Origin of the sequence: Jejubacter calystegiae (genome assembly GCF_005671395.1) — a bacterium.
Lineage (GTDB): Bacteria > Pseudomonadota > Gammaproteobacteria > Enterobacterales > Enterobacteriaceae > Jejubacter > Jejubacter calystegiae.
This window is the reverse complement of sequence record NZ_CP040428.1, coordinates 3,846,272-3,858,743: the sequence shown is the minus strand read 5'-3', so window position 1 is coordinate 3,858,743 and position 12,472 is coordinate 3,846,272. Positions and strand designations below refer to the sequence as shown.

The window sequence follows — 12,472 nt, the reverse complement described above, 5'->3', positions numbered from 1 at the left end:
CAGGCAGAGAACAGATAATGAAGCTGATTGGTATTGAAGAGCATTTTTTGACCGAAGAAGTGTGTGGCGCCTGGAAAGCATCGGGGCTGGAGGCAAAAGATCCCAGTATTGCTTTTAATTCCGGCGTCATTAAGCGTCGGCTGTTTGATATCGCTGATGAGCGCCTTGCCCTGATGGATGAATCAGGTCTGGATATGCAGGTACTGTCCCTGACGTCACCGGCGCTTCATGGTCTGGGGCCAGCAAGTGTCGGTATGGCACAGCGAATCAATGACGGTATTGCGGAAGTGGCGGCAAGGTACCCGAGTCGGTTTCAGGCGCTGGCAACCCTGCCGGTATCCATGCCTGATGAAGCGGCTAATGAACTGGAACGTTGTATAAAAAGCCTGGGCTTTAAAGGCGCGCTGCTATGCAGCGGTGGCGCAGAACATTTAGACAGTCCCGGTTATTTCCCCATTCTTAGCTGTGCTGAAACCCTGAATGCGCCAGTATTAATTCATCCGGGGGCGCCAGATATCGCTGTCAGAAATGCCTATTATTCAGGCTTCAGCCCGGAGGTAAATACGGCTTTCGCCACTTATGGTCTTGGCTGGCATTATGATGCGGGAATTCAATTTATCCGTCTGGTTTTATCAGGCACATTTGACCGCCTTCCGGCGCTTCAGATGATCCTGGGGCACTGGGGTGAGCTGATATTATTTTATGCAGAACGCCTGGCGGCGATGGACAGAGTGGCAAACCTGAAATTACCCCTGGCATCGTACCTGCGGGAAAATCTCTATGTTACGGCGAGCGGTATGTTCTTTTCTCATTTCCTGGACAGAGCGGTTGCGATAGTGGGAACGGAACGAATTCTTTTTTCTACCGATTACCCTTTTCAATACCGCACCGGTAATGAGGCGAGGCAATTTCTGGAAACATGTCATCTCAGTGAAAATGATAAAGCGGCCTTTGCCCACGGCAACTGGATGCGTCTTACCCGCGACAGAAGTACCGCTAACTAACAGCAACTGCCTGTCTTCGTCCCGTATTTACGCGTAGTACGTAAAGATTTGTGAACGGCTAAGGCTAACTCATCACGCCAGAGCCGCCCGCCGCTGTAGCACCGCCAGCAGGGTGCGTTCGGACTGATCCAGATAGCCCGCCAGCATCTGCGCCGCTTCCTCATTTTTTCCGCTATTAAGCAGCGCCAGCAGGGCGGCATTCTTTTCGATATAGGGGGCGTGCAGCATCTCCAGATCGTCCAGGTGCCCGAAGGCCAGACGTAGTTCGGCGGAGATATGACGATACAAGCGTACCAGCCTCGGGCTATCAGAGAGTTCGACGATGGCCGTATGAAACAGCATATTGGCGGTGCCCACCGCCACCCAGTCGCCCTGGCTGCCGTGTTCACGGGCCAGGGTAATCTGTTGCGCCATGCGCTCCACCGCCGGATGCAGGGGCCAGGCCTGGCGCAGGGCGTCGCACTCAATCAACCGCCGGATACGGTAGATATCGATAATCGCCGCCATATCCGGCACTGCCACACAGACGCCGCGATTCGGCTCGTAGTGCAGCAGCCCTTCCTGGGTCAGCAGCCGAAAGACTTCGCGTAGGGTATTGCGCGAAATAGCCAGCCGTTCGCTGAGTGCCGCCTCTGACAGCCGGGCTCCCGGGGCCAGCTCTCCGGCAATAATCTTCTGGCGAATTATTTCAGCCGTTTTTTCACTCAGTACAGGTGCTGGCGCGCTTTTCTTCATGGCAGGGCATATTCCGCTAATCAACAGGTTAGCAATCTTCACATATTTAACACACCAGCGGCAAGGCACCCGAGCGGTGCGTAATATGCACCATTTGGGGGCAAAACTGCATTGCTATGCACAAAAACGGGGCGTTGAGTTAAATGTCTGATCAAAAAGAGTGATCGACTTCTCGATTCCGTTGCTGGCTTTGCGATCGGGTATTGCCGGTTTATTCATCACTACGTAGTTTATTGTTCAACAATGCAAACACATTAACTTAACAATTACAAAATTTGTTCCAACAATGGCCTGAAAATTGCCTGACAGACAAAGGGTTAACATCACAATGGGGAGTGACAGCATGGCTGCTCTGGAAGCGGAAAACAAAAAGACCTTCGTACGTAAGCGCCGATCGTCGCTAATCGCAGCAATCTTCTTAATGGCCACCTCGGCAATCGGTCCCGGGTTTATTACTCAGACCGCTACCTTTACTGCCACCATGGGCGCCGCCTTCGCTTTTGGGATCCTGGCGTCTATCGTTATCGACTATGTGGTGCAGCAAAATATCTGGCGGGTGGTGACGCTGACCCGTAAACGCGCCTCGGAGATTGCGAATATTGCGCTACCGGGCAGCGGCTATCTGCTGTCGGTGCTGGTGGTGTTTGGCGGCCTGGTCTTTAATATCGGCAATATCGCCGGTGGCGGGTTGGGGCTGAATGCGCTGCTGGGGCTGGATCCCAAATGGGGCGGACTGTTAAGCGCCGGCATTGCGATTTATATTTTCTCTTCGCGCCGGGCCGGTGTGGCTATCGACAGGATGATGGTGGTGCTGGGGCTGGTAATGATTGCGCTAACGCTCTATGTCGCTTTCGTTTCCCAGCCACCGCTGGGCGAGGCGTTGCGCCAGAGCGTGATGCCCGATCGTATCGATTTCGCCACCATTACCACCATTGTTGGCGGTACCGTAGGCGGTTACATCAGTTACGCTGGCGCTCATCGACTGCTGGATAAAGGCGCCGTGGGGCCTGAGCATATCCGTGAAGTCTCATCCGCCGCCACCAAAGGCATTGTGGTGGTTGGTATTATGCGCTACGTGCTGTTTCTGGCCATTCTTGGCGTGGTGGCCAGCGGTGTGACTCTGGACGTAGCAGGGCACAGCGCTAACCCGGCTTCTCAGGCCTTCCAGCACGCTGCGGGAACCCTGGGGCTGCGTATCTTCGGCTGTATTCTGTGGGCGGCGGCCATCACCAGCGTGATTGGCGCGGCCTATACCTCGGTGTCGTTCCTCACCGTTTTCCGCCCGACCATGACCGACCGCCAGCGTAATATCGCCACCATTATCTTTATTACCGTCTCTCTGGTGGTTTATCTGATGCTGGGCACTGCGCCCGCGGCACTGCTGGTCTTTGCCGGTGGCTTTAACGGCCTGGTGCTGCCGATTGGCTTAACCATCTTTCTGTGGGTGGGTTGGCGCCGTGCCGATCTGATGGAAGGTTATCATTATCCGCGCTGGCTGCTGTGGCTGGGACTGATTATCTGCCTGCTCACCTGGTATATGGGTGTGATGTCGGTTGGCGCGATCTTTAATTATCTGAACGTAGTCTGAGAGGACAAAGCCGGATGAAATGCATTGATTTAAACAGCGACCTGGGCGAAAGCTTTGGCCAGTGGCGGATGGGCGACGATGCGGCCATTCTGCCTGTTGTCAGCAGCGCTAACGTCGCCTGCGGCTTTCACGCGGGCTCTCCCGCGGGCATTCTGGAGACGCTTTCAGCCGCGCGCAGTAACGGCGTAGCGGTAGGGGCCCATGTGGCCTATCCGGACCTGGTGGGCTTCGGTCGTCGGGCGATGGATATCGCCAGCGATGAACTGACCGCAGACGTTATCTACCAGATTGGCGCCTTGCAGGGGCTGGCTCGCGCTGCGGGCTGCGTGGTGAGCTATGTAAAACCCCATGGCGCGCTCTATAACACCATTGCTCATGACCGGCGCCAGGCGCTGGCAGTGATTGCCGCCATTAAAGCGGTAGAGCCATCGCTGATTCTGGTGGCGTTAGCCGGTTCGCCGCTGGTCAGTCTGGCCCGGGAGCAGGGGCTTAAAGTGGTGGCAGAAGCCTTCGCCGATCGCGCCTATCACGCCGACGGCACCCTGGTATCGCGCCGCGAAGCGGGGGCTGTACTGCATGACCCGGAACAGGTCGCACAGCGCATGCTGAAACTGATTAACGAGGGCGGCGTCGAGTCGGTGGAAGGCGAATTCACCCGTATTGAAGCGGACTCCATCTGCGTACACGGCGATAGTCCGGGGGCCATTGAGATGGCGCGCCAGATTCGCGCCACCCTGGAACACAACGGCATCGCCATTCGTTCCTTTAGAGCGGCGAGGTGAATTTATGAATCCGTATATCAAGGCCAGCGAGGCCGCAATTGCCCAGGCGCGCGCCGCTCGTGACACCATTCGTAACGGTTTTGACCGCCCGACTGCGGGCATGGCCCCGGGAATGACCCAGTGCAATATGATTTCGCTACCGCGGGACTGGGCCTTCGATTTTCTGCTGTATGCCCAGCGCAATCCGCGCAGCTGTCCGGTGCTGGACGTGTGCGAGGCCGGTAGCTATCGCACCGTACTGGCGGAAGGGGCGGATCTGCGTACCGATATTCCGCGCTACCGGATATGGCGCCAGGGCGAACTGGCGGATGAAATCACCGATGCCACCGCCATCTGGGCAGAACATCCGGATCTGGTGACCTTCCTGATTGGCTGTAGCTTTACCTTTGAAACGCCGATGCGTGAAGCGGGTATCGATATCCGCCATATTACCGACAATTGCAACGTGCCGATGTACCGCACCAACCGCCTGTGCCGCCCGGCAGGGCGATTACAGGGGGAACTGGTGGTCTCCATGCGTCCCGTCGCGGCGCACCGGATACCGGACGCGGTCACTATCAGCGGCCGTTTCCCGGCGGTACACGGTGCGCCGGTTCATGTCGGCGATCCACACAGTCTGGGGATTGCCGATCTGATGCAGCCGGATTTTGGCGATCCGGTTCGCATTGAAGAGGGGGAAGTGCCGGTATTCTGGGCCTGCGGCGTCACGCCACAGGCCGCGGTGATGAAATCCGGGGTGCCTTTTGCCATCAGCCACGCGCCGGGCCATATGTTTATTACCGATGTGCCCGACAGCGCCTGGCAGGAGGGCTAAGTGCGTTTTTTACCCGTTAATAGCAACAGCTTTCTGGTTGAGCTGGCCAGTCTGGAACAGACCCTGGCGCTGCATGCCGCGCTGGAAGCGGCACCGCTCAGCGGTGTGGAAGAAACTATCCCGGCGGCCCGAACCCTGCTGATTCGCTTTACGCCGGGCGAAACCACGGCCAGCGCGCTGGCGCAGATCATCGGTCGGCTTTCCCTGAATTCTTCCCGGGGCCCGCAGGGGCCGGAAGTGATTATCCCGGTACGCTATCGCGGCGAAGATCTGCCGGAAGCCGCAGAGCTGCTCGGCCTGAGCGTGCAACAGCTTATCGCCCGTCACAGTGACCACGAATGGCAGGTCGCCTTTACCGGTTTTGCGCCGGGGTTTGCCTATATGGTTTCCGACGCCGGTTTTAACGTGCCGCGTCGCACCACGCCGCGCACCCGCATTCCGGCAGGCTCGGTGGCGCTGGCCGGGGAGTTCAGCGGTATCTATCCTCAGGCCAGCCCCGGCGGCTGGCAGCTGATTGGCGATACGCCGCTCAGCATGTGGGATCTGGGCCGCGAACCTCCGGCGCTGTTAACGCCGGGCGCCCGGGTGCGTTTTGTGGATGAATCACGGCAGGGCGCCACGATTACCGTAGCGGCAGAGATAGCGCCGCCAGAGCCCGAAGCGAGCAGCGCGCCGCAGGCCCTTGAGATACTCGCCAGCGGTTTGCAGGCGCTGTATCAGGATGAAGGGCGCGCGGGCCAGGCCCGGCTGGGTATTTCACCGTCCGGCGCGCTCGATCGCGGCGCGCTACGCCGGGCTAATCGCCTTGTGGGCAACCCCTGGGGCAGCGCCGTTATTGAAATCACCCAGGGCGGCCTGCGGGCCAGAGCCCTGAGCCCACAGGTGGTGGCGGTGACCGGCGCACCCTGTCCGGTAGAGATTCGCAGTGCTGACGGCCAGCGCTTTCAGGCGGCCGTCGAACAGCCTCTGGCGCTGGAAGTCGGGGAAGAGATTCGCTTGGGCGCGCCCGCCAGCGGCGTTCGCAGCTATCTGGCGCTGCGCGGCGGTTTTGCCGTTGCGCCAGTTCTTCACAGTTGCGCCTTCGATACCCTGGCCCAGGTGGGACCGCCGCCGCTGAAGCCCGGAGATCGCCTGCATCATGCCGGGCTGCCGTGTCAGGCGGTCGAACAGACGGAGACGGCCTCCGTCACACTGCCGATAAAAGGTGACGTTGTCACTCTTGATTTTATTCCCGGCCCGCGCAGCGACTGGTTTACCGCCCGTTCTCAGGCCCGTCTGACCGACCAGCTATGGCAGGTAACGGATCAGTCGAACCGTATCGGCCTGCGTCTGGCAGGCGCTCAGCCGTTAGAGCGCAGTATCACTCAGGAGCTGCCCAGCGAAGGGGTATGCAGCGGCGCCATTCAGATTCCCGCCAGCGGTCAGCCGGTGCTGTTTCTGAACGATCGTCCCCTGACCGGCGGCTATCCGGTTATCGGTGCCGTTGCCGACTATCACCTCGATCTTGCCGGGCAGATCCCGCCCGGCGCCACCATTCGCTTCCGGGCCATTGCGCCGTTTCAGGAACCAGAGGGAAACCATGACTGAACCACGTCATAAAGTCTTAATTGCTAACCGCGGCGAGATCGCGGTCCGTATTATTCGCGCCTGCCGGGACTACGGCGTGGCCTCGGTGGCGGTTTATGCCGATCCGGATGCCGATGCGCTACACGCCAGAATGGCCGATGAAGCCTGGGCGCTGCCAGGCTGTAGCGCCACGGAAAGCTACCTTAATATCGATAAATTGCTGGATGTGGCGCGCCGCTGCGGCGCCACCATGGTACACCCCGGCTACGGTTTCCTTTCCGAGCGCGCTGACTTCGCCCGGGCGGTTATCGACGCAGGGCTGCTCTGGATTGGTCCGAATCCGCAGACCATCGAACAACTGGGCGATAAAGTGCAGGCCCGTAAAATTGCGCTCCAGGCCGGGGCGCCGCTGGTGAAAGGCACCGCGGATCCGGTGGCTGACGCCCGCGAAGTGGAAGCGTTCGCCCGTGAGCACGGTTTACCGGTAGCGATTAAAGCGGCCTTTGGCGGCGGCGGGCGCGGTCTGAAAGTGGCCTGGCGCCTCGACGAGGTGGCGGAGCTTTATTATTCGGCGGTGCGTGAGGCCGAAGCGGCCTTTGGCCGCGGCGAATGTTTTGTCGAACAGTATCTGGATAGCCCCCGTCATATCGAAGCCCAGATCATCGCCGACAGCCACGGTCAGGTACTGGTGTTGGGCACCCGCGACTGTTCGCTACAGCGTCGTAATCAGAAACTGGTTGAGGAGGCCCCGGCGCCGTTTATCAGCGAAGAGCAGCGCGAGCGCATTCACACTGCGGCCCGGGATATCTGCCGCCAGGCGGGTTATGTGGGGGCAGGTACGGTGGAATTCCTGCTGAGTCGCGATGGGCGTATCTCGTTTCTTGAGGTTAATACCCGGCTTCAGGTGGAGCACCCGGTCACGGAAGAGACTACCGGTATCGATCTGGTTATCGAACAGCTACGGGTGGCCGAAGGGCTGCCCCTGAGCCTGACGGAAACGCCAGCGCCGCGCGGTCATGCCATTGAGTTTCGTATTAACGCGGAGGACCCCGGGCGCGGCTTCCTGCCGGTGCCTGGCGCGATAACCCGCTTTGCGCCACCCTCTGGTCCGGGCATTCGTCTGGACAGCGGCGTGGAGAGTGGCTCTACCATTCCAGGCCACTATGACTCGCTGATGGCCAAGCTTATCGTCACCGGCGCCACCCGCGAACAGGCCATTGCACGGGCGCGCAGGGCGCTGGCGGAGTTTGCCATCGAAGGGGTTGCTTCAATGCTGCCGTTCCATCGGGCGGTGCTGGCTTCCGACGATTTTATTAATACCTTCCGGGTGCACACCCGCTGGATAGAAACCGACTTCGCGGAAAGCCTGGAAGCGCAGGTTCGGCCATTCCCGGGCCGCGAACAGCCACTGACCCGGGCATGGATAGAGGTGGACGGACGTCGCCTGCAACTGGGCCTGCCCGCCGGGCTGCTGGCCGCGGCCCCAACGGCGCAGCCTGTCGTCGGTGGTAATGAGCCTGGGACTGCGGATAATCAGGTCAGCGCTCCGGTGGCTGGCGTGCTGCACAGTTGGGTGGCACAAGAGGGGCAGCAGGTGGCGGAAGGCGAAACCGTGGCCGTGATGGAAGCCATGAAGATGGAAGTTTCGGTGCTCGCGCCCTGCGCCGGAAAGTTACAGCAAAGCGTTCGCCCGGGAGAGGTTCTGGCGGCAGAGGCCGCGCTGGGGATGATTCGCTGATCCCCCGGCTTAGTGCGATGACACATAATCTGACCCGGCAAAGGCAGGCGGCTTCCGCCGTCATCCCCTGACGAACCATCAACAGACGCGCCTGATGCAGGCGCGTCGATTTTACATACTGTATGGGGGAGGTTCGGGTAATGGCTTTGAAGTGAGTGTGAAACGTCGGAATACTCATTCCGGCTTCACCGGCCAACGACGACAGGCAGAGAGGCTCTGCAAAGTGGTCATGGATATAACGCAGCGCCTTACCGATTTTGCCAAATTTACCCCGCATCGCCAGCGCAGTGCGTTATCCATCGGACTGGACATCATACTCTGCGCCATCTCCTGTCGCCCGGAAGCCGGATAACGTTCGAGCTGGAGCGCCAGCCCGGTAGCTGGCTATTATCGCAAGCGATAATCCACCGCAGCATCTGTTACTGGGAAGCGATGCGCCTGGACTGGTACGCGAAAAACTGTCGGCGCGGAACGATGAGATTGACCGGTGGGAAAAGGTGACGCGCTCGACGGATATTTAATATATTGTGGCGCCAACGCATTATTTTAAATCAATGTTTCGGGAAACCAGATCTTACAGGGATGTAGCTTTTATCCGAAAATGGTTTTAATACCCCAGAGGCATCCAATAATTATTCATTGAGTTCGGTTTAGCTTATTGATTGCCAGATATTAAGGGGTTGGTAAAGTATGAGTATGCATTCCCGGAGTCATTCACTTGATATTAACGAGATATCGCAACGTATTAATGTGCAGAAGCCTTACTTTGCCTTTCAACATCTCTGGCAGGATGATGAGCAGGTCATGGGGCGTTTTACGGCCGAACAGCCGCTGGTTTATGAAATCGGCGCCATTACCGCGGGCGAGCTGGGCAGACATCTGGCCATCCTGGGGAGTTGTTCGGCCGTGGCACTGCACAATGGACCAGAAGGTTACTATCTGGCGACCAGGGCGCATTTGACCCGCAGTGCAGATCAACCTACAAAGGGAGAAACGCTGTATGCCAGCGCCCGGGTATTGGATATGGATAAACGAAGTCTGAAAATTGCCGCCAGCGCGTGGGGAAAAACGCCGGTTGCAGAATTAGTCTGCGAATATACGATAATTACTCCGCCGCTGTTTAAGCGTAACTTTAAACACTATGCGAATCCTGATGATATTATTCCACCCGATTCACCTTATCAAACCCCAATCTCTTATCACGATCTGACGTTTACGGCGAATAGCGTTAACGCAGTGGCAGGGCCACTGACGCCACAGCAGTGCGCCGGACACTTTTATGGCTATCCCTGCTGGCCGGTGGCGATTATCGCCCAAACGGCATTTCAAATTACCGGCGAACTGGTCAGGGAAAAGTACGGTGCCGGTATGCGACTTTGCATACGGGATATCAAACTTTCGGCCAACAAGTTAATGAGCGCCAGTAACGTACTAAGATTTAGCGTAGAAATAACTCCAGGGGGGCCAGAAGGGGGATTAACGAACAGCCAGGTACGGGTTTATCACAATGAAGAGGAAGTGGCTTCTCTGATAAATCAACTGGAGCTGATCCCGGTTTAGTCAGGGTTCGGTATCTGACAGGCGCTAACGAGCAGCGCCTGCATCATTTAAGGCTTCCCTTCATCGCCATCCATACAGGAACCAGACATTATCCCGGCGCTTTCTCTACCATTTCGCTTAGTGGTTGGCGAGTCTGCCAGCGACGCCGCACTCCCCATGCCAGCATCAGCAACAGAGTGAAGGGGATGCCAAAGGCCAGGGTCAGCCGGAAAAAACCGGTGAAAGGCGTTGAGAGCAGGATTGCCAGCATCAATCCTGCCCCCAGCCAGGGTGTCCACGGGTAACCCCAGAGTCTGAACGTCAGTTGATCCGGCTGGTGATGGCGGCGAAAACGCAAATGCGTAATGAAAATCATCATCCAGGTGAAACAGGCGCCGTAGACCGCAATCGACATCATGACCACAAAGGCGCTGTGGGGCCAGACGACGGAAAGAATCACCGATACGAAAATCCCCAGGCTGGAAAGGGCGATGGCGTTTAACGGCACGCCGCGTTTGTTCAGGCGGCCGAAACGCTGTGGTGCCTGGCCGGCGCGGGCCAGCGAAAATAGCATGCGGGTGGTGATATAGAGCTGGCTGTTCATGGCCGACAGGGCGGCGATAAGTACGATAAAGTTAAAAATGCCGCTGGCGAACGGTAGCTTAATCAATTGCATCACGATCAAAAACGGACTGCCGCGGTCTGCGGAATGCTGCCAGGGAACAATTGCCAGCATTAATGCGATAGAAAGAAAATAGAACAGGCAGAGCCGAATAAGCGTGCCGCGAAATGCCTGGCGCACGGCTTTCACCGGCTCTTTCGCCTCGCCAGCGGCCACGGCGATCATCTCAATGCTCATATAGCTGAAAATAGAAACAATTACCGCGAACCACATTCCACGCAGGCCGAAAGGCATAAAACCATCATCGGTATAGTGATGCAGGCCAAACTGTGGATTATGCCCGAACAGTAGAATCGCCCCTGCCAGCAAAATAAAGGCGACGATAGCGATAATTTTAACGGCGGAGAGCGCATACTCTACATGGCCGAAGATACCGATCCCCAGCACGTTGATGCCGACGATCAGCGCAGAAAACAGCAGCATCCACATCACCAGCGGCGAATCGGGGAACCAGTACTGCATATACATCCCCACTGCGGTGATTTCCGTTCCCACCGCCAGAACGATGCACGACCAGTAGGCGTAACGAATCAGAAACCCCCACATCGGCCCGAGATAAAATTCGGCATAGTCGCCAAAAGATCCGGAGGTGGGGTGCTGGCAGGTCATTTCCGCCAGCGATCCCATCAGCAGCAGCGCGATAACGCCGCCGACAAAGTAGCTTAACAGCACCGACGGGCCCGCCATCTGGATGGCATAACTGCTGCCCAGAAAGAGGCCGGTACCGATGGCGCCGCCGATAGCCAGCATCGACATCTGCCCGGCGCTGAGTTGCTGTTTCAGGCCCTGCTGACGGCGGGCGATCTCCTCAAAACGCGCTGCCTGTTTCATGGTGTGCCTCCGGGTTAGCGAGTGACGCTGGCGATGGATGCCGCGACATAATCGACGTTGCGCTCCGTCAGTCCAGGTACGCATATACGGCCGGGATTGACCAGGTAGATAGAGAAATCCTGACGCAACGTATCGACCTGCTGCTCGCTCAATCCGGTATAGCTGAACATGCCACGCTGGCGCGTAATCCGCCCGATATCCAGTCCGGCGCCGTTGGCGTTTAGCTCAGTCGCCAGTCGCTGACGCATGGCGAGAATTCGCAGGCGCATGGCTTCAGTTTCATCCCGCCAGCACTGATGCAGCGCGGCGTCGTTTAGTACAGTGGCGGCAATGTCGCTGCCAAAAGTTGGCGGACAGGAATAGCTGCTGCGTACCAGCCCTTTCAGCGTGCCGAGTACGTTGATGGCGGCCACATCCGGGCAGTGGAGGCTCAGGCTTCCGACGCGCTGGCCGTATAGCGCCATATTTTTTGACAATGAGTGGCTTAGCAGAAATGGCAAACCGCGCTCCAGGGCCTGGCGCACCGGCGCGATATCCTGTTCGATTCCGGCGCCGAATCCCTGATAGGCGGCATCGAAAAAGGGCAGCAGTCGGCGACGTTCCACCGTATCCAGAATGCTGCGCCACTGATCCGGTGAGGGATCCATGCCGGTAGGGTTATGGCAGGCGGGATGGAGCAGAACCACGCTTCCTTCCGGCAACGTCGCCAGGCGATCCAGAAGCGCATCGATCAGCAGCTCACCGTTGGCGTTGTCGTACCAGGGGTAACTTTCCGGCGTTAATCCGGCTACAGAGAATATCGCCAGGTGGTTAGGCCAGGTGGGATCCGGTAAATGAATTCGGCATACGCCCAGCTGCCGTAACAGCTCTGCTCCCAGCCGTAGCGCGCCGGAACCGCCTAATGTCTGGAGGGTCGTCAGTGCCGTCTGCTGCGCTGAATGGCCGAAAATCAGGCGCTGTACCGCCTCGCGAAACTGCGCCTGACCTTCGATGGGCGGATAGCTATGAGGACGTTCCTGGGTCATCAGACGCTGCTGGGCTTCATGCACGCTGTTCAACAGCGGCAGAGTGCCTTCGCCGTCATAGTAAAGACCAATTCCCAGATTGACCTTATGCGGGCAGTCATCAGCCAGATATTGCTCCATCAGACTCATAATAGGATCCGGTCTGGAAGGGCCGATTGAACTAAACAT

10 protein-coding genes and 2 pseudogenes are annotated in these 12,472 nt (G+C 58.0%); 8 read left to right on the top strand and 4 right to left on the bottom strand.

The features are described 5' to 3' along the window. The first annotated feature begins 17 nt into the window (after positions 1-17). Positions 18-1,004: an amidohydrolase family protein gene (locus FEM41_RS17765; RefSeq protein ID WP_138097517.1), complete on the top strand. Its 987-nt coding sequence runs from the start codon at positions 18-20 to the stop codon at positions 1,002-1,004. Positions 1,005-1,076: 72 nt separating this feature from the next. On the opposite strand, the gene FEM41_RS17760 is transcribed toward FEM41_RS17765, so the two are convergent. Next, complete coding sequence (locus FEM41_RS17760) at positions 1,077-1,739, bottom strand: GntR family transcriptional regulator (protein WP_138097516.1); 663 nt, start codon at positions 1,737-1,739, stop codon at positions 1,077-1,079. A 343-nt stretch (positions 1,740-2,082) separates the two neighbouring features. On the opposite strand from FEM41_RS17760, the gene FEM41_RS17755 reads away from it, so the two are divergent. From FEM41_RS17755 to FEM41_RS17735, 5 genes are read left to right on the top strand one after another with little or no spacing between them, the layout of a single operon-like run. After that, positions 2,083-3,327 (top strand): NRAMP family divalent metal transporter, encoded by a 1,245-nt coding sequence (locus tag FEM41_RS17755; protein ID WP_138097515.1) that lies wholly within the window; start codon positions 2,083-2,085, stop codon positions 3,325-3,327. 14 nt (positions 3,328-3,341) lie between these two features. After that, a complete protein-coding gene (locus FEM41_RS17750; RefSeq protein WP_138097514.1) occupies positions 3,342-4,109 on the top strand; it encodes a LamB/YcsF family protein in 768 nt (255 codons plus the stop codon). 4 nt (positions 4,110-4,113) lie between these two features. Further along, entirely contained in the window at positions 4,114-4,923 is an 810-nt protein-coding gene (locus tag FEM41_RS17745) for a putative hydro-lyase (RefSeq protein ID WP_138097513.1), read from the top strand. Then, positions 4,924-6,510, top strand: a complete 1,587-nt coding sequence (locus FEM41_RS17740; protein WP_138097512.1) for a 5-oxoprolinase subunit B/C family protein — start codon at positions 4,924-4,926, stop codon at positions 6,508-6,510. Beyond that, positions 6,503-8,227 (top strand): acetyl/propionyl/methylcrotonyl-CoA carboxylase subunit alpha, encoded by a 1,725-nt coding sequence (locus FEM41_RS17735; RefSeq protein WP_138097511.1) that lies wholly within the window; start codon positions 6,503-6,505, stop codon positions 8,225-8,227. Before FEM41_RS17740 ends, FEM41_RS17735 begins: the two co-directional genes overlap by 8 nt. Before the next feature lie 46 nt (positions 8,228-8,273). Here the strand turns inward: FEM41_RS17735 and FEM41_RS17730 are convergent. Next, positions 8,274-8,519 (bottom strand): annotated as a pseudogene (locus FEM41_RS17730) (helix-turn-helix domain-containing protein); the annotation flags it as partial. Between the two features lie 88 nt (positions 8,520-8,607). Here FEM41_RS17730 and FEM41_RS24965 point away from each other — a divergent pair. Continuing rightward, a pseudogene (locus FEM41_RS24965) lies at positions 8,608-8,748 on the top strand (short-chain dehydrogenase/reductase); the annotation flags it as partial. A 169-nt stretch (positions 8,749-8,917) separates the two neighbouring features. Continuing rightward, on the top strand, positions 8,918-9,787 hold the full coding sequence (locus FEM41_RS17720; RefSeq protein ID WP_138097510.1) for a hypothetical protein: 870 nt from the start codon (positions 8,918-8,920) through the stop codon (positions 9,785-9,787). Positions 9,788-9,875: 88 nt separating this feature from the next. Here FEM41_RS17720 and FEM41_RS17715 read toward each other — a convergent pair whose 3' ends face one another. Both FEM41_RS17715 and FEM41_RS17710 read right to left on the bottom strand, forming a co-directional pair. Further along, complete coding sequence (locus FEM41_RS17715) at positions 9,876-11,279, bottom strand: amino acid permease (RefSeq protein ID WP_138097509.1); 1,404 nt, start codon at positions 11,277-11,279, stop codon at positions 9,876-9,878. A 14-nt stretch (positions 11,280-11,293) separates the two neighbouring features. Next, positions 11,294-12,472 carry an amino acid aminotransferase gene (locus FEM41_RS17710; protein ID WP_138097508.1) on the bottom strand — a complete coding sequence of 393 codons (1,179 nt, stop codon included), beginning with the start codon at positions 12,470-12,472 and terminating at the stop codon, positions 11,294-11,296.

What these genes read in the sequence shown, in the direction of transcription:
- FEM41_RS17765 (WP_138097517.1), top strand. Translation starts at nt 18, where the DNA reads ATGAAGCTGATTGGTATTGAAGAGCATTTTTTGACCGAAGAAGTGTGT.
- FEM41_RS17760 (WP_138097516.1), bottom strand. Translation starts at nt 1,739, where the DNA reads ATGAAGAAAAGCGCGCCAGCACCTGTACTGAGTGAAAAAACGGCTGAA.
- FEM41_RS17755 (WP_138097515.1), top strand. Translation starts at nt 2,083, where the DNA reads ATGGCTGCTCTGGAAGCGGAAAACAAAAAGACCTTCGTACGTAAGCGC.
- FEM41_RS17750 (WP_138097514.1), top strand. Translation starts at nt 3,342, where the DNA reads ATGAAATGCATTGATTTAAACAGCGACCTGGGCGAAAGCTTTGGCCAG.
- FEM41_RS17745 (WP_138097513.1), top strand. Translation starts at nt 4,114, where the DNA reads ATGAATCCGTATATCAAGGCCAGCGAGGCCGCAATTGCCCAGGCGCGC.
- FEM41_RS17735 (WP_138097511.1), top strand. Translation starts at nt 6,503, where the DNA reads ATGACTGAACCACGTCATAAAGTCTTAATTGCTAACCGCGGCGAGATC.
- FEM41_RS17720 (WP_138097510.1), top strand. Translation starts at nt 8,918, where the DNA reads ATGAGTATGCATTCCCGGAGTCATTCACTTGATATTAACGAGATATCG.
- FEM41_RS17715 (WP_138097509.1), bottom strand. Translation starts at nt 11,279, where the DNA reads ATGAAACAGGCAGCGCGTTTTGAGGAGATCGCCCGCCGTCAGCAGGGC.
- FEM41_RS17710 (WP_138097508.1), bottom strand. Translation starts at nt 12,472, where the DNA reads ATGTTTAGTTCAATCGGCCCTTCCAGACCGGATCCTATTATGAGTCTG.